This is a genomic window from Paractinoplanes maris (genome assembly GCF_023544465.1).
GTDB classification, from domain to species: Bacteria; Actinomycetota; Actinomycetes; order Mycobacteriales; family Micromonosporaceae; genus Actinoplanes; species Actinoplanes maris.
On sequence record NZ_JALPVL010000011.1, the window covers coordinates 200,592 to 220,909 of the forward strand.

A 20,318-nucleotide genomic window follows, 5' to 3' on the forward strand; every position below is an offset into this window, starting at 1 on the left:
CTACTCCTCGGGGTAGTCGATCACGTGGCAGAGGGCCGGAAGGCTACCGTCCGCGAGGCGAGGCAGCACCTCCGGCAGGGCTGAGAACGGTGAGTGCCCGGTCACCAGGGCCTCGAACCGGTCGTCCTTCAACAGGTCGAGCGAGAGCGCCAGCCGGTCGGCGTAGGTGCGGCGCCGGCCGGGCACGATGCCGCCGACCTGGCTGCCGCGGATGGTCAGCCGGCGCGAGTGGAAGAACTCACCCAACGGCACGGTGACCTGCTGATCCCCGTACCAGCTGAGCTCGACGACCGTGCCCTCGGGCGCCACCAGCTCGAGCGAGCGGGTCAGCCCGGCCGAGGTGGCGCTGGCGTGGATCACCAGGTCGCAGTCGTCGAGCGCCTCGCCGGGGGTGGCGAAATCGGCGCCCAGCCGCGCGGCCAGCTCGGCTCGGCCCGGGTCGACGTCGATCAACTGCAGCCGTACGCCGGGAAACCGCGCCAGGATCGCCGCGGCGCACCCACCCACCATGCCCCCGCCGACGACCGCGACGCGGTCGCCGACCAGCGGGCGCGCGTCCCACAGAGCGTTGACCGCCGTCTCCACGGTGCCGGCGAGCACGGCCCGATGCGCGGGCACGCCCTCCGGGACCACGGTGACTGCCCCCTTCGGGGCGATAAAGCGGGTTTGGTGGGTATAGAGGCTGAAGACCGTCCGCCCGAGCAAGTCGGGCGGACCCTGCTCCACCCGGCCGACGTTGAGGTAGCCGTATTTCACCGGGGCCGGGAAATCACCCTCCTGGAAGGGGGCGCGCATCGCCGACCACTGGCTCTCGGGCACCCGCCCGGTGAACACGAGAGTCTCGGTTCCCCTGCTCACGCCGGTGTGCAGAGTGCGGACGAGCACCTCGTCCGGCCCCGGCCCGGCCAGCGTGACCGGCCGGATCTCACCCCGGCCCGGCTCGGCCAGCCAGAAGGCGAACGCCTCACTCGTCATGGGTTCTTCCCTCCGCCCACTGAACCGAACGTCGTCCGGGCGCGTGTTAAGCGCTGACGACGGCAACCATACGCGGCGGCCGATCTTGCTCTTGGAGGCCACGGTGACTTCAGCAACCGCACCCACCAGCGACTCCTCACGGGCGCCGGTGGTCGGCCTGGCCGCCCAGCTCGCCCTGCTCGCGATCCTCGGCAGCACTCTGGGGCTCACCGCCACCGGCCTGATCGCCGGCGCGGCGTACGGCCTGGCGCTCTGCGGTCTGCTCGGCGCCGGCCTCGGCCGGGCCGGGATGGGGCACATCGGCCCGGCCAACGCGGTCACCCTGGCCCGGGCGATCCTGGTCGGCGGCGTGACCGCGATGGTCGTCACCTCGTTCGCCCACCCGGTCAGCACCCCGGCCCTGGTCGCCATCGCCGGGGTCGCCCTGGCCCTCGACGGCGTGGACGGGCAGGTGGCCCGGCGCACCGGGAACACGACGGCGCTGGGCGCCCGCTTCGACATGGAGATCGACGCGTTCCTGATCCTGGTGCTGAGCGTCTATGCGGGCGACCGGTTCGGCTGGTGGTGGGTGGCGATCGGCGCCTTCCGGTACGCGTTCGTCGCCGCGGCCTGGGTCAAGCCGTGGCTCAACGCCGCGCTGCCGCCCCGGTTCTCGCGCAAGGTTGTCGCCGCGCTCCAGGGCATCGTGCTCGCCCTGGTCACCGCCGACCTGCTGCCGTCGGCGCTCACCATGGTCGCGCTGAGCGTCGCGCTGGGCTCGCTGACCTGGTCGTTCGGCCGGGACACGTTCTGGCTGTACCGCGCGTCCCGCATCCGTGCGGCGGCTCGTGAGCGCTGGGCGGCACCGCACCGCCGCCCGGTTCTCGTGCACTGAGACCGCCGTTCTCCGCGCCCGCCGCGCCTGGTTCCCGCGCGGCGGGCGCACCCATGTCCAGCCTTCAGCTGACGCGGGCGATGGCTCCGGGACGCGGCGGCACCGCGGTCGGATGCAGGATCGCGGCGATCGCCTCGACGCCGTCGACCAGGCGCGGGCCGGGACGCACGATGAGACCGTCGGCGTCGATCGCCCACACCTGCGCGTCCGGGAAGTACGGGATCACCTGGCGGGCCTGCTCGATCGCGCCGTCCAGGTGGAAGCCGCACGGCGTGACCAGCACGATCTCGGGCTGGGGGGCGGCCAGTTCGGCGTACGTGGTCTGCACCGAGCGTTTGCCCCCGCTGGCCGCGACCGGATCGCCGCCCGCCGCGGTGATCAGATCGGGCACCCAGTGCCCGGCCGTGAACGGCGGATCGACCCACTCGACAACCGTCACCCGCGGCCGGGGGCGGCCCTCGACCGCCGTGGCGACCGCGGCCAGCCCGGCCCGCAGGCCGCCGATCACCTCGTCGGCCCGCTCCGGCACCCCGGCCGCCTCGCCGACCGCGCGGATCGTGCCCAGGACCTCGTCCAAGCTGTACGGGTCGAGGGACACCACGTCGGCCCGGCAGCCCAGATGGTCGAGGGCGTCGGTGACGTGACCCGACGGCAGCGCGCACACCCGGCACAGGTCCTGGGTGAGGATCAGGTCGGGGGCCAGGCCGGCCAGCGCGTCGGCGTGCAGCGTGTAGAGGTCGCCGCCCTCCGCGAGCCGGCCCCGCACGTACGCGTCGATCTGGCCCGGGGTCAGGCCGCTGGTGTCCTTGCCACCCACGACCACGGTCTTCTCGGCCCGGGCCGAGGGTGGCTCGTCGCACTCGAAGGTCACGCCGACCAGATCGTCGCCGAGCCCGAGGGCATAGACGATCTCGGTGGCGGAGGGCAGCAGGGAAACCAGGCGCATGAGCCCATCCTCCCGCAGGGACCGGCTCGGCGGCCGCGACGTCCGTCCGGAGCCGGGGGCCGCGCTGGTCGCGCGGCGAGGCGGACGTCCGGGTCGGCCGAAAGTCGTAGGCGCTGGGCGGGTTCCGGTCCGCGGGCCGATGCTGCGGCGGCGGCGAATGTCGATGCTGGTCCTACCGCGCCCGACAGCCAGGGGAGACAGGATGACGACGGCACCGCTCGCTCATACGGACGTGATCGTCCTCGACTACCTCGCCGCGCTCTGGGCGCAGAGTGAGGACCTCGCGCCCGAGCTGCGCGACGACCTGATGACCACGGTGGCCGACTACATCGCGTTGCGGCGCACCTCGACCGCGTCGCCCCTCGAGGACCCGGCCGAGATCATCCGCCGGTTAGGGCCCCCGGAAGCGCTCGTGGCGGCGGTGCGGCGCGGTCACCTGCCCCCGCACATCCGATTGCCCGCCCTGATCCCGCCTCCCCCGCCGGCCGCCACCGGTGGGGGAGCGGCTGAATTCACCGCGATCGGGCTGATGACGGCGGGCGCTTTCGTGCTGCCGGGTCTCGGACCGGTCGCCGGCATGCTGATGGCCAGCGCCTCCCCGCACTGGACGGCGGCCGAGAAGGCCACCGGCTGGTTCCTGGTGCTGGGGTCCGGGGCCGCCTCGTTCGCGGCCGCCCTGTTCTTCGCGGTGGCCGGAGCCGGTGAGGCCGCGGCGCTGCTGCTCTGCTACCTGATCGCGGTCGGCGGCGCGACGCTCGCGGGCAAGCGCCTGTTCGACGGTCTGCGCCGGTAGGGACGAGTCAGGCCGGTTGGGTCCGCCGGCCGGTTTGACCGGTGATCTCGTCGATCACCTGCGACCAGACCGCGGTGGGCGGGAACTCGTGGCCGACGCCGTCGAGCCAGACCAGCCTGGCGCCGGGGATCTCGGCGCACAACGCCTCGGCGTGCCGCGGCGGGAAGACCGGGTCGAGCGTGCCCTGCAGAATCAGCGTGGGTGCGGTGATCTCACACAGCCGGTCGCGGACGGGCGGGCCGCCGGCGCAGCCGTAGTGGTTGGTCTGCGAGGCGGCCATGTCCTGCGTACGGTCGTAGACGCGCTCGGCGACCCGGCGCAGGTGCGGGATGTCGGCGGTGAACGGGCCGCCCAGCCGCCGCGTGTCGGCCACGAGACCGTCGACCGCGGACCGCCGGTCGGTCCAGTCCGGCTGCTGCTGATCGGCTCCGGCCGGAGGACCGTCGATCGGGTAAGCCGGTGGGACCGTGCTGGTCGACATCAGGGTCAGCGACAACACCCGGTGCGGGCGCTCGACGGCGATGCGCTGGGCCAGCATGCCGCCCATCGACAGACCGACCAGGTGGGCCCGGTGGACGCCGACCGCGTCGAGGACCCCCAGGGCGTCGTGGGCGAGGTCCACATCGGAATACGGCGGGTCGCCCGCCGGGAACGACGTCGACCGGCCGGTGTCCCGGTGGTCGTAGCGGATCACGAACCGGCCGCCCGCGGCCAGGCGCCGGCAGAACTCGTCGTCCCACCAGTCCATCGAACTGGCCGCCCCCGCGATCAGCAGCAGGGCGGGCTCGACGGGCTCGCCGAATGTCGACACGCACAGCTCGATGCCGTTGACCGGCATCATTGTCTCGGTCACCACGCGATCATTGTCGGGCATGGCGTTTGACGCGCGGGTTAAAACTGCGGGTCGGTCATGATTTGATGATCAGCGAGAGGCCGGTGAGGACAATGGCGGCCGCTTGTGGTCAGCGTCGTAAAGCTTCACTCACGAAGTCCATGGCGGCGGGCAGGCAGCGCGACCAGTAGCCGAAGTTGTGCCGCCCCTCGGAGAAGCTGCCCGCGGCGGGCGGCTCCGGCAGGGCCTCGGAGAGCGCGCGGACGTTGTCGTGGAGGCCGTCCTGCCGGCCGCACCACAGGCCCACCCTTGTGCCCCGGAGCTGGGCGGCGGCGGTGAAGATCTCGTCACCCGGGCGTACGGCGGGGGAGAGCGCGACGACGGCGCGGGCGAAACCGGGGTACGCCTCGGCCAGCAGCAGCGAGCCGTAGCCGCCCATCGACCAGCCGAGCAGCGCGATCCGTGAGGTGTCGAAACCGCGCTGCGCGCACCAGCGGGGGATCTCCTCGTGCACCATCCGCTGCGGGTCGTCGCCCCCGTCGGGGCGCCACCACAGCCGGTCGCCGGTGGCGCCGGCCAGCACGAACGGGGGCTTTCCCCGGCGTACGGCATCGGTCAGGAACCGGCCGAAGCCGAGCTCGGCGAAGTCGGCGGCCGTCTTGGAGCCGCCGTGCAGGACGATGCAGACTCCCAGCCCGCGGCCGGCCCCGTGACCGGCCGGCACCGCGGTGTAGTAGTCGACCGGTCGCCCCCGCGCGGCGGAATCACGCCGTTCGAGCCGCTCGTCACCCACCGGGGCGTGCGGAACGACCGGCTCCAGGGTGCCCGATCGGTTGCGATATCCCACCAACCCGGCGGCTCCGGCGGCGGTCGCCCCGAGGGCCAGCAATGTTCGTCGTCTCATCGTCACCCACAACGGCGATCGACCGCGTTGCGTGACGTTCCTAGGCTTCGCAGCATGCGCAGAGCCGGGGTGGTGCTGGTCTTGCTGGCGCTGTTGCTGGACGGGTTCGGACCGGCCCGGCCGGCGTCGGCGCGCCCGTCCGTGGCGACCCGGATCCTCCCGCTCGCGCGCGGTGCCGACCGTCCTCTGCCCACCACGCTGTGGTATCCGTCCCCGCTCACCGGACGTCACCCGATCATCCTCTTCAGCCACGGCCTGGGTGGGTGGCCGGAGCAGTTCGAGGCGCTGGCGGCGGGGTGGGCCGAGGCGGGGTACGTGGTGGCGGCGCCGGCTTATCCGAGGACCAAGGCGGGGGTACGGGTCGACCGGCGGGACATCGCCAACCAGCCGGCCGACGCGGCGTTCGTGATCGCGGAGGTGCGAGCCCGGGACCACGCGGCCGGGGATGCGCTGGCCGGGCACCTCGACGTCGACCGGGTGGCAGCGGTCGGGTTCTCGGCCGGCGGCACCACGACGCTCGGGCTGTTCGGGCCGGGGCACGCGTCGTACCTGCGGGCCGGGGTGTCGATCAGTGGGCGGCGCCCGACCGGGGGCTTCGGCGGGGCGGCGGTGCCGTTGCTCTTCGTGCACGGCGACCGGGACCGGGTGGTGCCGATCCGGGCCGGGCGTCAGGCGTACGGGATGGCCCCGGACCCGAAGCAGTTCGTGACGATCGGCGGTGGCGGTCACGGGGAGTTCCTGCGTCCCGGTGACGCCCGATACGCGCGGGTGGCCGACCGGATTTCGGCCTTCCTCGCCGCGAATGTTCCGGTCGCCTGATTCGTCGGGCGTTAAGATTTCTACCCAGAGTGACACTCGCGGTGGAGATCATCGGCCGAACGGTCAGGGGAACACGCTCGGTGAAGATGACTAGGCTGCTCAGGTGCATGTTTCCCACATAGCGGTGGCCGCTGCAGTCACTCTGAGTGTTTCCGCCGTTTGTTACTCACAGTTTGACACGCAGAAGGCTGAGCAGCAGGCGCGGACCGTCGCGGCCAAGGCCACCTGCCGGGCCGTCGACTCGGCGATCCTGGCCTACGTCGGCGTGCACGGCGACGCGCCCCGCGCCGTCTCCGAGCTCACCGGCTACCTCGACGGCGACATCACCGCCTACCGCATCGTCCGCGGCCGCGCCGCCGGTCCGGGCTGCACCTGATCGCACCGTCTCCTCCGTTCAGCCGTGTGCCTTGACGGTTATATAACTGAGATGGCATGTTGGGGAGGTGGAAGCTCTGGCTGCGCTCGCGGAACCGACTCGCCGGCGGATCGTCGACGTGTTGCGGCTTCGCGAGTGCACGGTGTCCGAGCTGGTGGCGGCGGTCGGGATGAGCCAGCCGGCGGTGTCCAAGCACCTGCGGGTGTTGCGTGAGGCGGGGATCGTCACGGCTCAGGTTCGGGCTCAGCAGCGGGTCTACCGGCTCGAGCCGGCGCCGTTCCGGGAGCTCGACGCCTGGCTGGCGCCCTACCGGCGCATGTGGACGCATCACCTCGCCGAGCTGGAACGCCACCTCGACCGGACCGGCACCGATGTGGACCACCATCCGGACCCACGCCGCGGCATCCCGGCGGATGCGGACCGCCGCGGTGTCGCGGCGGATGTGGACGGCCGCGGCGTCTCGGCACGCGTGGACAACGAGGAGGAACAGTGAGTCTGGAACTGGGAGCGGCCGGAGGCGCGCGCCTCGAGGGGGACGGCGAGCCGTGGACGCTGGTGTTCATCAGGGAGCTGCGGCAGGCGCCGGCGGTGGTGTGGCGGGCGCTGACCGATCCGGCGGAGCTCGACCAGTGGGCACCGTTCCGGGCGGCCCGCGATCTCGGCCGGACCGGGGCCACCACGCTCACGATGGTGGATGGGGACGAGGCGCTCGATCTGCCCGCCGTTGTTCGCGTCGTCGAGGCGCCGAGGGTGCTCGAGTATTCGTGGGGTCAGGATCTGCTGCGCTGGGAACTCGAAGCGGCCGGGGACGGCACCCGGCTGACGCTGCGGCACACGCTGGTCGAGCCGTCCGACCCCGCGTCGGTCGCGACCGGGTGGCACATGTGTGTCGTCGTCCTCCAGCGCCTGCTCGACGGTGACCCGCACAGCGTGATCCGCGGGCGTGCGGCCGAGAAGTACGGCTTCAGCGACCTTCGCGAGGAGTACGCGAAACTGCTCGGCACCTGATGCAACCCTTCCCCGGCCGCGGTTGTCCTGAAAGGGTGACGGCGAGCGGGGGAGACACGGGATGGGGTTCGACGACTTCGTGCGAAGTCGATCGACGGGGCTGTTGCGGGTGGCTTATCTGCTGACCGGCGACCGGCACGCGGCCGAGGATCTGCTGCAAGAGGTGCTCGAGCAGATGTATGTGCGCTGGCGCCGGATCGAGGGCGCCCCCGAGGCGTACGCCCGCAAGGCGCTGGTCAATCGGGCCACCAACCGCTGGCGGTCGCGGGCGCGACGGCTCGAGACGCCGCTGGGTGTGCAGCACGAGCAGGCGGGGCCGGATCACGGCGAGGACGTGGCCCTGCGGTCGGCCGTGCTCGACGCCTTGCGCGACCTGCCGGCCAAGCAGCGGGCCGCCGTCGTGCTGCGCTATCTCGACGACCTGCCCGTGCACGAGGTGGCCGCGGCGCTCGGGTGCAGCGAGGGCACGGTCAAGAGCAACGCCTCGCGCGGGCTCGACCGGCTCCGGCGTGTGCTCGGCCCGTCCCTGATCCCGCAAGGGGTGGAGCTGTGACCGACACCGAGATCCGGGACGTCCTCAACCGGGCCGCCGGCGACGTGAGCCCGGCGCCCGACCTGCTCGACCGGGTGCGGGCGGGTGGCCACCGCCGGGTGATCCGGCGCCGGACGGCGATCGGCGGGGCGCTCGCCGTGGTCGCCGCCGGTGGGCTCGCCCCGCTGGCCCGCCGCCCGGCCGCCGACCCGCCGGCCGCCGGTCGCGTCCGTGGTGACCTGGCCCAGGACCACGAGCTGATCGGCCGCATCCGGTCGCTCATCGACGGCGCCCGGGTGCACTGGGCCGGCGCCACCCCGGCCGGCCCGGTCGCCGCGTTCGTCCGGCCGTCGGTGACGCCGGGGCTCGACGAGCAGGGCTTCGTCGAGACCGTCGACGGCGAGCTGCGCGGGCTCAGCGCGACCGTGCTGGTCGCCTCGGGCACCATCCGGCCGGCGGCGATGCTGGCCGGGCCGGACCGGGACGTCCTCGTGGTGATCACCGGCGGGGCCGGGGTGGCGTACTCCGCGAAGTACGACATCGACGCCGCGGGCCGGATCGTGCGGACCTTCGATCCGCTGGCCGAGGTCGACGGGGCGGTCGTCCGGCCCATCCCGGGGCCGGACCGGAGTCTGGCCATCGCGTTGCGGGCGGAGAACGGCCCCGGCGCGGTCTGGCTGGCCAACCTCGAGACGGTCGTGGGCGATAAGGACGCGGCCAACCGGATGCCGGAGCGGATCGAGCGGGCACTGCCGGGCCGCGGGACGGCCTGGCGGGACGAGCCGGCCGGGTCGGAGAAGGACTGGTGGGACGTCGGCGCGCAGATTCCGTACGCCGACCCGTACGGATTCCACGTCTGGACCGGGCCGAGCGAGTGGCGGCTGAGCGGCGCGACCGCCGACGGGCGGCGGCTCGTGGTGCAGACCCTGGTGCTGGACGGGCGGGCGCGGGCGTTCGCGCTGGCCGCCGACCCGGGTCAGAAGCCGCGGGTCGACTATCTGGGCCGGCTCGAGGACGGCCTGTCGACCGACGCCACCGACGGTTTCGGCGAGACCTACCCGATCTTGCACGCGCGGCTGCCGCAGGAGCTGGGGGTGGCGGTGGCCGCGCTGAATTGCGCACTGCTCTACCGCGTACGGAAAGGGTCCTGGCTGCCGATCGCCGGGGACGCCGCCGTGATCCCCGCGGGCGCGACGGAACTGGAGGTGCGGCCACGTCAGGGCCGAGCGGTGCGCGTCTTGCTGCCCTAGGTTTGGGATGAGCACAGGGCGGCAACGGAAGGACGCGCATGGACGTCGTGATCGGGATCGACACCGGGACCACCGCGACCAAGGGGGTGGCGACCGGGCCCGATGGCACGCTTCGCGCGCTGACCAGCGTCCACTATCCGCTGTCGGTGCCGGCCGCCGGGCGCGCCGAGCTGGACCCGGTCGCGCTGCGCGACGCCGCGGTGAAGGCACTGGTCGACGTGGCCGAGGCCTGCCGCGAGAACGGTGACCGGGTGATCGCCATCGGGCTGAGCGCTTTCCTGCACGCCGTCGTGCCGATGGACGCCGACGGCACACCCCTCGGGCCGCTGGTCACCTGGGCCGACGCGCGCGCCGGCGCGCAGAGCGAGCGGATCGTCGCCGAGGGGCTGGGCAAGACCCTGCAGGCCCGCACCGGCACGCCGGTCCACCCGATGTCGCCGCTGACCAAGCTGGCCTGGTGGCGCGAGAACGACCCCGAGACCCTGAGCGGGACCCCGCGGTGGGGTGGCGTGAAAGAGCTCATGCTGTCCGCGCTGGCCGACGGCCCGTTCGCGGTGGATCTCTCCATCGCCAGCGGGACGGGGATGTACGACATCCACGAGCGGCGCTGGGACCCGGAGGCGCTCGAGGTCGCCGGGGTGCGGGCCGGGCAACTGGCCGAGGTGCTGCCGACGACCACCCGGCTGCGGCTGAACGCCGGGGTGGCGCGGGCGGCCGGTCTCGACCCGGAGACCCCGCTGATCATCGGAGCGGCCGACGGCCCGCTGGCCAACCTGGGCGTCGGCGCCACCCCGGCCGGGGTCGCGGCGGTCTCGCTCGGCACCAGCGGCGCCCTGCGCACAGTGGTCGACCGGCCCACGGCCGACAAGGCGGGGCGGCTGTTCTGCTACGCGCTGACCGAGGACCGCTGGGTGATCGGCGGCGCGGTCAACAACGCCGGGTCGGTGGTGCGCTGGGCCGGGCAGAGCTTCGCGGCCGGCTTCGAACGACCGGGAGCCGAGGGTGAGGACGCCGACGAGCGGGACGCGGCACTGCTGATCGAGGCGCAGGGTGTGGTGCCGGGCAGCGACGGGTTGCTCTGTCTGCCCTACCTGCTGGGCGAGCGGGCGCCGTGGTGGAAGCCGGGGCTGCGCGGTGCCTATCTCGGGCTCCGCCGTGAGCACGGGCGGGCCCACCTGGTGCGGTCGGCCGTCGAGGGCGTCTGCCAGCAGCTGGCGCTGGTCCGCGACTCGTTCACGGCCGAGGGCATCGCCGTCACCGAGGTACGAGCCACCGGCGGGGCGGTCGCGTCGGAGCTGTGGGTGGGGGTGCTCGCAGCGGCGCTGGACGTGCCGGTGGCGGTGGCCGACACCCCGGAGGGCACGGCGCTCGGGGCCTGCCTGCTGGCCCGGCACGCCCTGGGGGAACTGCCCGACCTCGACCAGGCCGCGGCGCTGGTGCCGATCGGTGAGCCGACCCGTCCCGACCCGGAGAACGCCGCGCTCTACGCCCGGCTGCGGCCGCTCGTCGAGTCGTCCGCGCTGGCCGTGCTGGACGTGGTCCGGGAGCTCGACAAGCTCGCCCCGCAGCCCCTGCCCACCACCGAGAAGGCCGTGCAGTCGTAGACATCACCCCACGTTGACGGGCCGGGCGGCGGTAGGAAAGCATGGCGGGCGAGCGGTAGCGGAGGAACCCGGTGAGAATCCGGGACGGTCCCGCCACTGTGACCGGGGAGCGACCCGCCAACGGGCCACGGCTGTCTTGTGCGGCTGGAAGGCGCGCGGCGAGCGACGATCCGGGAGCCAGGAGACTCCGGCCGCTCGTGCCATTCGCCGTGCGGGCGTGGACACCCGCACAGAAGGGGATCTCTGTGACTCCGTACCCGTTCTCGGCCGTGGTCGGCCTGCCCGACCTGCGCCTCGCCCTGCTGCTGACCGCCGTCTCACCCGCCGTGGGCGGCGTGCTGGTGCGCGGCGAGAAGGGCACCGCCAAGAGCACCGTCGTGCGGGCCCTGGCCACGTTGCTGCCGGAGGTCGCGGTCGTTCGCGGTTGCCGGTTCGCCTGCGACCCGGCCGCGCCCGACCCGCTCTGCCCGGACGGTCCGCACGCCGCCGACATCCCCGCCGATCGGGAGCGGACTGGCCTGCAGACGGTGCACCGGCCCGCGGCCCTGGTCGAGCTGCCGGTCGGGGCGACCGAGGACCGGGTGGTGGGCACGCTGGACATCCAGCGGGCGCTGGCCGACGGGGTCAAGGCGTACGAGCCGGGGCTGCTCGCGGCGGCGCACCGCGGGGTGCTCTACGTCGACGAGGTCAACCTGCTGCCCGACCACCTGGTCGACCTGCTGCTCGACGCGGCGGCGATGGGCCGGGCGCACGTCGAGCGGGACGGGGTCTCGGTCAAGCACGCGGCCCGGTTCCTGCTGGTCGGCACGATGAACCCGGAGGAGGGTGAGCCGCGCCCGCAGCTGGTCGACCGGTTCGGGCTGGTGGTCACCGTGGCGGCGCCGCGCGACGCCCGCGACCGGGCCGAGGTGGTGCGGCGGCGGCTGGCCTACGAGCTGGACCCGGACGGGTTCGCGACGCGGTTCGCGGAGGACGAGCTCGCGCTGGCGGCACGGATCGCCGGCGCGCGGGAGCTGCTGCCGCGGGTGGTGCTGCCGGACGGGGAGCTGGACCGGATCGCCCGGATCTGCCTGGCCTACGGGGTGGACGGAATGCGGGCGGACATCGTGGTGGCCCGCTGTGCGGTGGCCCTGGCGGCTTGGAACGGCCGCGACCGGGTCACCCGCGAGGACGTACGGGACGCCGCGCGCCTGGCGCTGCCGCACCGCCGCCGCAAGGATCCGCTCGACCCGCCGGGCACGGATGAGGAGCGCCTCGACGAGGCGTTGGCCGAGGCCGACGCGCAGCAGGACGACGACCCGGACGACACGCCGCCGGGCGGGCCGTCGCCGTCGGACCCGGACGATTCCGGACCGGACGGACCAGGCGGACCCGGCGACTCCGGTCCGGACGACACGTCGCGGGGTGGCCCGGCGGACGCCTCACGGGGTAGTTCCGGCACGCCACCATCCGGGGGACCGAACGGCACGCCGCCGGCCGAGGAGGGAACTCCCGCCGCTTCGTCCCCATCCGACATTTTCGAAATGTCGGATGGGAGTGGGGGTGCTGAGCGCGAGGCAGCCGCGGCGCCTGTGGCGCCCGGGGCGGCATTTCGGACCCGGACACTGAGCATCGCGCGACGCGGTGAAGGCGGGCACGCCGGGCGTCGATCGCCGTCGTTGTCGCGGCGGGGGCGCGTCGTCGGTTCGCGGGTGCCGACCGGTCGGCTGGCTGGGGCCCCGCACCTGCCGGCCACCCTGCGGGCGGCGCTGCACCGAGCCGGGACCGAGCGGGCCGGCCTGCCCGGCGGACCGGGCGACACCGACCGAACCGGGGCGGGTTCCAGCGCGGACCGGTCAGGGCCGAACTCCAGCGCGGACCGGTCAGGGCCGAACTCCAGCGCGGACCCGTCAGGGCCGAACTCCAGCGCGGACCGGTCAGTGCCGGGTTCCAGCGCGGACGCCGACCGGTTCGGAGTAGGTGCGGGCCTGGCCCAGGTCGGAGCGGGCCGGAGGGCGGGCGGCGGCGGGAGCTTTGTGCTGCCGCGGGATCTGCGGGAAGCCGTCCACGTGGGGCGGGAGTCGAATCTGGTGTTGTTCGTGGTGGATGCTTCGGGGTCGATGGCCGCGCGGAAGCGGATGACTGTGGTGAAGACGGCGGTGCTGTCGTTGTTGCGGGATGCTTATCAGCGGCGGGACCGGATCGGGATGATCACGTTCCGGGGGCATGCCGCCGAGCAGGTGCTGCCGCCCACGTCGAGCCACGAGGTCGGGGTGCTCCGGCTGGCCACGTTGCGCACGGGGGGACGTACGCCGCTGGCCGAAGGCCTCCGGAAAGCGGCCGCGACCATCGCGACCGAGCGTCGCCGCGACCCCCGGCGCCGGCCGCTGCTGATCGTGGTGACCGACGGACGCGCGACCAGCGGACCCGACCCGGCCACGGTCGCCCCGGCGCTCGCGGGCGTGTCCACGGTGGTGGTCGACTGCGAGTCCGGGCCGATCCGGCTGCGGCTCGCGGCCCGGCTCGCCACCGCGCTCGACGCCGACCTGATGCCGCTGGACAGCCTCGGGACGGGACGGGCCGCCTGATGCCGCAGGGCAAGGTCACCGCCGTACCCGATGACGGCCTCACCACCCGCCAGCGCCGCCGCCAAGCCGTCCTGGCTGTCCACACCGGACACGGCAAGGGCAAGTCGACGGCCGCGTTCGGGATGGCGCTGCGGGCCTGGAGCGCGGGCTGGCCGATCGGCGTGTTCCAGTTCGTCAAGTCCGAGAAGTGGCGGGTGGGCGAGGAATCCGCGCTCAAGGCGCTTGGCACCACCGGGGGGGCACCGGTCACCTGGCACAAGATGGGCGAGGGCTGGTCGTGGATCCAGCGCGCGGGCACCGAGCGTGACCACGCCGCCGAGGCCGCCGAGGGCTGGGCGCAGATCAAGCGCGACCTGGCCGCCGAGACCTACAAGTTCTATGTGCTCGACGAGTTCACGTACCCGATGAAGTGGGGCTGGGTCGACGTCGACGAGGTTGTGGCGACGCTGACCGAGCGCCCCGGCAACCAGCACGTGGTGATCACCGGCCGGGACGCGGCGCCGGCCCTGCTCGAGGCGGCCGATCTGGTCACCGAGATGACGAAGGTGAAGCACCCGATGGACGCCGGCCGCAAGGGACAGCAGGGCATCGAATGGTGAGCATCCCGCGGGTCGTCATCGGCGCGCCCGCCTCGGGACACGGCAAGACGACGGTGGCGACCGGGCTGCTGGCCGCCTTCGCGCGCCGCGGGTTGGCGGTGGCCCCGTTCAAGGTGGGGCCGGACTACATCGACCCGGGCTATCACGCGCTCGCCGCCGGGCGGCCCGGCCGCAACCTCGACCCGGTGCTGGTGGGCGAGGAGCTGATCGGGCCGCTGTTCGCGCACGGCTCGCACGGGGCCTCGCTGGCCGTGGTCGAAGGGGTGATGGGCCTCTACGACGGGCGGACCGGAGCGGGCGAGACCGGGTCGACGGCGCAGGTCGCCGGGCTGCTCGACGCGCCGGTGATCCTGGTGGTGGACGCGGCCGCGCAGGGTCGCTCGATCGCCGCGCTGGTACACGGCTTCCGCAGTTTCGGCACCGTGCGGATGGCCGGCGTGATCCTCAACCGGGTCGGCTCGGACCGGCACGAGGCGATCCTGCGTGAGGCCTGCGAGGAGGTCGGCACGCCCGTGCTCGGGGCGCTGCGACGGGCCGACGCGGTGGCCGCGCCGTCGCGTCATCTGGGGCTGGTGCCGGCGGCCGAGCGCCGGGCCGAGGCCCGCGAGTCGGTGGACGCGCTGGCCGCGCTGATCGAGTCGTCGGTCGATCTGGCCGAGGTGATGGCGATCGCCCGGTCGGCCCCGCCGCTCGACGCGGAGCCGTGGTCGCCGGTCGCGGCCGAGCCGGTGGCCGGGCGGCCGGTGGTGGCGCTCGCCGGTGGGGCGGCCTTCTCCTTCGCGTACGCCGAGACAGCCGAGCTGCTGGCCGGTGCGGGCGCCGAGGTGGTCATCGTCGACCCGCTGCGGGACACCGAGTTGCCCGCCGGTGCGCGGGCTCTGGTCGTCGGCGGCGGCTTCCCCGAGGTGTACGCGTCGGAGCTGTCGGCCAACGAGCCGCTGCGCCGGGCGGTGGCCGAACTGGCCGGCTCCGGGGGCCGGATCGTGGCCGAGTGCGCCGGGCTGCTCTGGCTGTGCCGGACCCTCGACGGCGCCCCGATGTGCGGGGTGATCGACGCCGAGGCGGCCATGACGCCGACGCTGACCCTGGGCTACCGCGACGCGGTGGCGCTCACCGACAGCCCGCTCGCGCCGGCCGGCACCCGGGTGACCGGGCACGAGTTCCACCGGACGACGGTGCACCCGCGCTCGGGCCTGTTGCTCTCCCCGGCCGGCGGTGCCGCCTGGGCCTGGCGCGGTGCCGACCCGGAGGGCTTCGCGACGGCCAACGTGCAGGCTTCGTATCTGCACCTGCACTGGGCGGGCAATCCCGGTTTCGCCACCCGGCTGCTCACCGGCCTGTGATCGTCGCGGTCGGCGTCGGCGCCCGGCCGGGGGTGACCGGCGCCGCCCTGCGCGAGGCCGTCGACGCCGCGCTGGCGGGGCTGGGCCTGGCCCGCGGCGACGTCAGCGTGCTGGCCACCGCCGATCGCCGGGCGGCCGAGCCCGCCGTACGGGAACTGGCCCTGGACCTGGGTTGGCAGCTCCTCGCCCGGTCGGCGGCCGACCTGGCCCGCCAGGACGTGCCCAACCCGAGCCGGGTCGTCGCCGCGGCGGTGGGGACGCCGAGTGTCGCCGAGGCGGCCGCTCTGAGCGCGGTCGGTCCAGCCGGCTCGTTGCTGTTGCCGAAGCAGGTCTGCGGCGGGGTCACCGTGGCTGTCGCCCGAAGCGGGTGACGTGCCGCGATCACGATATTGGACCGTTCGGCGGATGGGCGCCGGCACTAGCGTCGGGCGGATGAGCACAGCCGCGGTCAACGGGATCACCATCGGATACGACGACAGCGGGGACGGCCGGCCTCTCGTGCTGGTGCACGGGCACCCCTTCGACCGGTCGATGTGGGCGCCGCAGGTGGCCGCCCTGGCCGGCGCGGGGTGGCGCGTGATCACGGCCGACCTGCGGGGCTACGGCTCGACCACGGTCGTGGCGGGCAAGACGCCGCTCCCGGTGTTCGCCCAGGACGTCGTGGGCCTGCTCGATCATCTCGGCCTGGGCGAAGTGGTGCTGGGTGGCCTCTCGATGGGCGGCCAGATCGTGATGGAGTGCTACCGGCGGTTTCCGTCCCGCATCCGCGGCCTGATCCTGGCCGACACCTTCCCGCGGGCCGACAGCGCCGAGGGCCAGGCCTTCCGTCGCGCGACCGCCGACCGGCTCGAGGCCGAGGGCATGACGGGCTACGCCCGGGAGAACCTGGCCAGGATGATCGCCTCCTACAACGTCGAGGCCATGCCGGCCGTGGCCGATCACGTCATGACGATGATGACCGGCGCCTCCCCGGCCGGCGCGGCCGCGGCACTCCGCGGCCGCGCCGAGCGCCCCGACTACCGCGACCTGCTCACCACGATCACCGCACCCACGCTGATCGTGGTCGGCCGCGACGACGAGTTCACCCCGGTCTCCGACGCCGAGCAGATGCACGCCCTCATCCCCGGCTCGACCCTCGTCGTCGTCGACGGGGCCGGCCACCTCCCCAACCTGGAACAGCCGGGCGCCTTCAACGACGCCCTCACCGCGTTCCTGTCCCGTCTCTGAAGAAGCCCTGCCTCAGTGGTCCCGGGGCCGGCCGGCCGGGGCCGTGGCCCAGGTGGTGGCGGTGGTGCCCAGGGTGAGCTCGATGGTGCGATCAGCCGGGGTAGGGCCACTCGTGCACGGGGAGGTTCTCGTGCATGAGGGGCAGGTAGCGGTTGAGCATCTCGTGCAGGGCGGCCCGGCGGTCGAGCCCGTCGGCCTCCAGGGCGTGCAGGGTCTGCACCTGCCAGGCGGCGCCGTTGCGATGGGTCAGGCAGCGCTGCTCGATGATGCCCAGGAGCCGGTCGCGTTCGGACTGCGAGACACCCCACCGCGCGAGGCCCTGGTGGGCCATCGGCAGCAGCCGCCGCAGCACCAGCTCGGTGACCTGGATGTAGCCCATGCCGGGCCAGAACACGGTGGCGTCGATGCCGTGCCGGGCGCAGGCGTGGAAGTTCTCCTCGGCCGCGCTGAAGCTCATCTGCGTCCACAGTGGCCGCTCGGCCTCGGCCAGCGTCCGGATCAGTCCGTAGTAGAACGCGGCGTTGGCCATCGTGTCGACCACGGTCGGACCGGCCGGCAGCACGCGATTCTCCACCCGCAGATGCGGGCGGCCCCGGACCACGTCGTAGATCGGCCGGTTCCAGCGGTAGACGGTGCCGTTGTGCAGCCGGAGCTCGCTCAGCTCGGGAACCTCGCCGCGTTCGAGGATCTCGGCCGGGTCCATCTCGTCGCAGATCGGCAACAGGGCCGGGAAGTAGCGGACGTTCTCCTCGAACAGGTCGAAGACGCTGGTGATCCAGCGCTCCCCGAACCACACCCTCGGCCGTACGCCCTGAGCTCTTATCTCCTCGGACCGGGTGTCGGTGGCCTGCTCGAACAGCGGGATCCGGGTCTCGCGCCACAGCTCCCGGCCGAACAGCAGCGGCGAGTTGGCGCCGAGCGCGACCTGCACGCCCGCGATCACCTGGGCCGCGTTCCAGTACGCCGCGAACTGGGCCGGGCTGACCTGCAGGTGGAACTGGGTGCTGGTGCAGGCCGACTCGGGCGCGATGGTGTCGGTGGTGACGGCCAGCCGGTCCACGCCGTCGATCCGGATGTCGAGGTCCTCGCCCCGGGCCGCGAAGATCTGCTCGTTCAGCAGCTTGTAGCGCGGATTGGCCGAGAGCGCGTCGTCGGTCATGTGCTCGCGGCGCAGTGTCGGCAGGATCCCGATCATCACCGTGTGCGCGCCGACCGTACGGGAATGCTTCTCGGCGTTGTTGAGACTGGCTCGCAGCGAGCGCTCGAGATCGGCGTTCTCGTCACCCGCGAGCTGCCGGGGCGGCACATTGATCTCGATGTTGAACTGCCCGAGCTCGGTCTGGAAGTCGGGATCGGCGATCGCGCCCAGCACCTCGGCGTTGCGCATGGCCGGGTCGCAGTTCTCGTCGACCAGGTTGAGCTCGATCTCCATGCCGGTCAGCGGCCGCTCGAAGTCGAACCGCGACTCGCGCAGCATGGCCGCGAACACGTCCAGGCTCCGGCGGATCTTGTGCCGGTACTTGGCGCGGTCCTCCCGGGTGAAGTTGGCCTGCTCGACGTCCTCGCCCACGGCACACCACCTCTCTGGGACTGTCATCACATTCACACACCCCCGGCGGTCGCGCCAGGCGACACCAAAGCATGAGATCGCACGGGCTGTACTTCTCCAGCCACGGCGATGTGGCGGATGGTGTTGCCGGAGGGCCTTGTTCGCTGCGGTACCCCTCCGCAGCGGATTTCATCCGGATCTGCACCCCGGGGAGGGCATGATCTTGAACGTGCGGCGCTTGCTCATCGGTGTGGTGGTGGCCTCGATCCTGTCCACGACGCTGACCGTCACGTGGATGGCGCTCGGACCCCTGCGGTCCGGAGCGCCGTCTCCGCAGGCGTCCGCCCAGGCCGCGCCGGCGCTGCCGCCGTCGACCAGGCCCGGCCCGGACTTCTCGACGGCGTGGTCGGCCGCTCCGTCGTCGGCGAGCCGCACCCGGCCGCCCGGGCACACGATCCGCAACGTGGTCCACACGACGATCGGCGGGCCGCTCGTCCGGGTCCGGCTGAGCAACCGCTTCGGCGCCGAGCCGGTGCGATTCGGGCACGTCACGGTCGCGCTCTCGGCCCACTCCGGTGGCCGCCGCGACGGCACCATGGACCCGAGCGACGGTACGGCGTTCCCCGGCACCCTGCGCGATCTGACCTTCGACGGCCGGGGCAGCGTGACCGTGCCGCCCGGCGGCGACGTCCTGAGCGACCCGGCGCCGCTCGCCGTCCCGGCCGACACCGACCTGCTGGTCACGGTCTGGACCCCGGTGCGGCCCCGGGCGGGCACCCTGCACGCCGAGCCCAAGCAGAAGTCGCTGGTCAGCGCGGACACCGTCGACCGTGCGGGCGACGAGACGGCCACGGCGTTCCGGCGCGGCGTGTGGGCCTGGTTCTATGTGACCGCGGTCGAGGTCACCGGCGCCCCGGGCACGATCGTGGCGTTCGGCGACTCGATCACGAACGGGGCCGAATCCACGCCCGGGCGCAATCGGCGTTGGTCCGACCTGCTGGCGGCCCGGCTGGCGACGACTCCGGATCCCGATTACGGCGTGGCCAACGCGGGCATCAGCGGCAACCGGATCCTGCTCGACGCCCGGTATCCGCGGTACCGGCCCACCGCGGTGGCCGGGCGGTCCGGCCGGGCCCGGTTCGCCGAGGACGTCCTGGAGCGCTCGGGCGTCCGCACGGTGATCCTGCTGGCCGGCATCAACGACATCATGCAGGCGCCCCGCGAGACCGACCCGGCCCGGATCGCCGCCGGTCTGGCCGGTCTGGCCGCCCGGGCCCGGGCCGAGGGGCTGCGGGTCATCGCGGGCACGATCACGCCGTGGGAGGGTTATCCCGGCTACACCCCGGCGGCCGACCGGGTGCGGCAGCGGGTCAACTCGTGGATCCGGTCGTCGGCCGGCGGTGCCTTCGACGGCGTGGCCGATTTCGACCGGGCGCTGCGCGACCCGTTCCAGCCGTTGCGCCTGAGCGTGCGGTTCGACGGCGGCGACCACCTGCACCCCAACGACGCCGGCATGCGAGCGCTGGCCGACGCGGTTCCGCTCGACAAGCTCTAGGTCAGGTCAGCCAGAGCGCCAGCACGACGACGGCGAGGACGGCGAGACCCAGGACGGCCTGCAGCAGCAGCGCGGGCCCCAGGTGTGACCACATGGTGGGGATCCGCGGGGTGAGTGGCTGCATCGTGGTCAGGTTCACCAACCGCACCAGGCGCACCGGCAGGCTCGGATCCTTCTGCGGGGTCGTGGTGACCTGCACCAGGTCGCCGCGGTGCAGGGCGGACTGGGGGAGCTGCCCGTGCATCTCGACCTCGTAGGTCTGCCCGAGGTCGTCGCGCAGCCGCACCGGCGTCACCAGGAACTCGGGGCCCTTCTTGAGCTCCTTGAAGCTGCGCCGGCCGGCCTTCATGCGCAGGATCGCGCCCAGCAGGTGGATCACACCCGAGGCGGCGAAGATGGCCATCAGCAGCGGCTGACCGATTTTGACCTCTCTGGTGTACGAGGTCCGGAAGCCGGCGAACCGGCCGGTGATGATGGGTCCGACATGCCGGAGGATCTGCTCACGGTGAAGGTCGAGGTCGTCCATTTCGGCTCCTCCTGAGGGATTCTCACATCGTACGGAGAG

The 20,318-nt window shown here is 73.3% G+C and carries 21 protein-coding genes and 1 riboswitch; of the genes, 15 read left to right on the top strand and 6 right to left on the bottom strand.

Going from position 1 to position 20,318, the window contains the following annotated elements; genetic code table 11:
• Nucleotides 1–975: a zinc-dependent alcohol dehydrogenase gene (locus tag NAG42_RS30315; protein ID WP_250035303.1), complete on the bottom strand. Its 975-nt coding sequence runs from the start codon at nucleotides 973–975 to the stop codon at nucleotides 1–3.
• 103 nt (nucleotides 976–1,078) lie between these two features.
• Between NAG42_RS30315 and NAG42_RS30320 the strand changes: the two genes are divergently transcribed.
• On the top strand, nucleotides 1,079–1,849 hold the full coding sequence (locus NAG42_RS30320; RefSeq protein WP_250035304.1) for a CDP-alcohol phosphatidyltransferase family protein: 771 nt from the start codon (nucleotides 1,079–1,081) through the stop codon (nucleotides 1,847–1,849).
• Nucleotides 1,850–1,913: 64 nt separating this feature from the next.
• Here NAG42_RS30320 and NAG42_RS30325 read toward each other — a convergent pair whose 3' ends face one another.
• Nucleotides 1,914–2,795 carry a cobalamin-binding protein gene (locus NAG42_RS30325; protein WP_250035305.1) on the bottom strand — a complete coding sequence of 294 codons (882 nt, stop codon included), beginning with the start codon at nucleotides 2,793–2,795 and terminating at the stop codon, nucleotides 1,914–1,916.
• Between the two features lie 202 nt (nucleotides 2,796–2,997).
• Between NAG42_RS30325 and NAG42_RS30330 the strand changes: the two genes are divergently transcribed.
• A complete protein-coding gene (locus NAG42_RS30330; protein ID WP_250035306.1) occupies nucleotides 2,998–3,588 on the top strand; it encodes an HAAS signaling domain-containing protein in 591 nt (196 codons plus the stop codon).
• A 7-nt stretch (nucleotides 3,589–3,595) separates the two neighbouring features.
• Here NAG42_RS30330 and NAG42_RS30335 read toward each other — a convergent pair whose 3' ends face one another.
• Nucleotides 3,596–4,444, bottom strand: a complete 849-nt coding sequence (locus NAG42_RS30335; RefSeq protein WP_250035307.1) for an alpha/beta fold hydrolase — start codon at nucleotides 4,442–4,444, stop codon at nucleotides 3,596–3,598.
• Between the two features lie 106 nt (nucleotides 4,445–4,550).
• Nucleotides 4,551–5,324, bottom strand: a complete 774-nt coding sequence (locus tag NAG42_RS30340) for an alpha/beta hydrolase (RefSeq protein WP_250035308.1) — start codon at nucleotides 5,322–5,324, stop codon at nucleotides 4,551–4,553.
• 54 nt (nucleotides 5,325–5,378) lie between these two features.
• Here NAG42_RS30340 and NAG42_RS30345 point away from each other — a divergent pair, with 54 nt between their 5' ends.
• From NAG42_RS30345 to NAG42_RS30400, 12 genes are all read left to right on the top strand, one after another.
• Entirely contained in the window at nucleotides 5,379–6,143 is a 765-nt protein-coding gene (locus NAG42_RS30345; RefSeq protein WP_250035309.1) for an alpha/beta hydrolase family protein, read from the top strand.
• A gap of 103 nt (nucleotides 6,144–6,246) precedes the next feature.
• A complete protein-coding gene (locus NAG42_RS30350; protein WP_250035311.1) occupies nucleotides 6,247–6,519 on the top strand; it encodes a hypothetical protein in 273 nt (90 codons plus the stop codon).
• A 67-nt stretch (nucleotides 6,520–6,586) separates the two neighbouring features.
• On the top strand, nucleotides 6,587–7,012 hold the full coding sequence (locus NAG42_RS30355) for an ArsR/SmtB family transcription factor (RefSeq protein WP_308201209.1): 426 nt from the start codon (nucleotides 6,587–6,589) through the stop codon (nucleotides 7,010–7,012).
• Nucleotides 7,009–7,527: an SRPBCC domain-containing protein gene (locus NAG42_RS30360; protein WP_250035312.1), complete on the top strand. Its 519-nt coding sequence runs from the start codon at nucleotides 7,009–7,011 to the stop codon at nucleotides 7,525–7,527. The genes NAG42_RS30355 and NAG42_RS30360 overlap by 4 nt, the downstream gene beginning before the upstream one ends.
• 61 nt (nucleotides 7,528–7,588) lie before the next feature.
• Nucleotides 7,589–8,080: a SigE family RNA polymerase sigma factor gene (locus NAG42_RS30365; protein ID WP_250035313.1), complete on the top strand. Its 492-nt coding sequence runs from the start codon at nucleotides 7,589–7,591 to the stop codon at nucleotides 8,078–8,080.
• Complete coding sequence (locus tag NAG42_RS30370) at nucleotides 8,077–9,309, top strand: hypothetical protein (protein WP_250035314.1); 1,233 nt, start codon at nucleotides 8,077–8,079, stop codon at nucleotides 9,307–9,309. The genes NAG42_RS30365 and NAG42_RS30370 overlap by 4 nt, the downstream gene beginning before the upstream one ends.
• Nucleotides 9,310–9,347: 38 nt before the next feature.
• Complete coding sequence (locus NAG42_RS30375; protein WP_250035315.1) at nucleotides 9,348–10,913, top strand: gluconokinase; 1,566 nt, start codon at nucleotides 9,348–9,350, stop codon at nucleotides 10,911–10,913.
• A 61-nt stretch (nucleotides 10,914–10,974) separates the two neighbouring features.
• Nucleotides 10,975–11,101: riboswitch (cobalamin riboswitch) on the top strand.
• A 9-nt stretch (nucleotides 11,102–11,110) separates the two neighbouring features.
• The gene (locus NAG42_RS30380; protein ID WP_250035316.1) at nucleotides 11,111–13,480 is read left to right on the top strand and encodes a VWA domain-containing protein; all 2,370 of its coding nucleotides are present in this window, start codon (nucleotides 11,111–11,113) and stop codon (nucleotides 13,478–13,480) included.
• Nucleotides 13,480–14,079: a cob(I)yrinic acid a,c-diamide adenosyltransferase gene (gene cobO, locus NAG42_RS30385; RefSeq protein WP_250035317.1), complete on the top strand. Its 600-nt coding sequence runs from the start codon at nucleotides 13,480–13,482 to the stop codon at nucleotides 14,077–14,079. The genes NAG42_RS30380 and cobO overlap by 1 nt, the downstream gene beginning before the upstream one ends.
• The gene (locus tag NAG42_RS30390; RefSeq protein WP_250035318.1) at nucleotides 14,073–15,422 is read left to right on the top strand and encodes a cobyrinic acid a,c-diamide synthase CobB; all 1,350 of its coding nucleotides are present in this window, start codon (nucleotides 14,073–14,075) and stop codon (nucleotides 15,420–15,422) included. The genes cobO and NAG42_RS30390 overlap by 7 nt, the downstream gene beginning before the upstream one ends.
• Nucleotides 15,419–15,793 carry a cobalamin biosynthesis protein gene (locus NAG42_RS30395; RefSeq protein WP_250035319.1) on the top strand — a complete coding sequence of 125 codons (375 nt, stop codon included), beginning with the start codon at nucleotides 15,419–15,421 and terminating at the stop codon, nucleotides 15,791–15,793. Before NAG42_RS30390 ends, NAG42_RS30395 begins: the two co-directional genes overlap by 4 nt.
• A 61-nt stretch (nucleotides 15,794–15,854) precedes the next feature.
• On the top strand, nucleotides 15,855–16,649 hold the full coding sequence (locus NAG42_RS30400) for an alpha/beta fold hydrolase (protein ID WP_250035320.1): 795 nt from the start codon (nucleotides 15,855–15,857) through the stop codon (nucleotides 16,647–16,649).
• Nucleotides 16,650–16,740: 91 nt separating this feature from the next.
• Here the strand turns inward: NAG42_RS30400 and NAG42_RS30405 are convergent, their stop codons facing one another.
• A complete protein-coding gene (locus NAG42_RS30405; RefSeq protein WP_284046081.1) occupies nucleotides 16,741–18,246 on the bottom strand; it encodes a glutamate-cysteine ligase family protein in 1,506 nt (501 codons plus the stop codon).
• Between the two features lie 181 nt (nucleotides 18,247–18,427).
• Here NAG42_RS30405 and NAG42_RS30410 point away from each other — a divergent pair, with 181 nt between their 5' ends.
• Nucleotides 18,428–19,753, top strand: coding sequence for an SGNH/GDSL hydrolase family protein (locus tag NAG42_RS30410; protein ID WP_250035322.1), 1,326 nt, complete (start codon nucleotides 18,428–18,430; stop codon nucleotides 19,751–19,753).
• A 1-nt stretch (nucleotide 19,754) separates the two neighbouring features.
• On the opposite strand, the gene NAG42_RS30415 is transcribed toward NAG42_RS30410, so the two are convergent.
• Nucleotides 19,755–20,279, bottom strand: a complete 525-nt coding sequence (locus NAG42_RS30415; protein WP_250035323.1) for a hypothetical protein — start codon at nucleotides 20,277–20,279, stop codon at nucleotides 19,755–19,757.
• Nucleotides 20,280–20,318 lie beyond the last annotated feature (39 nt).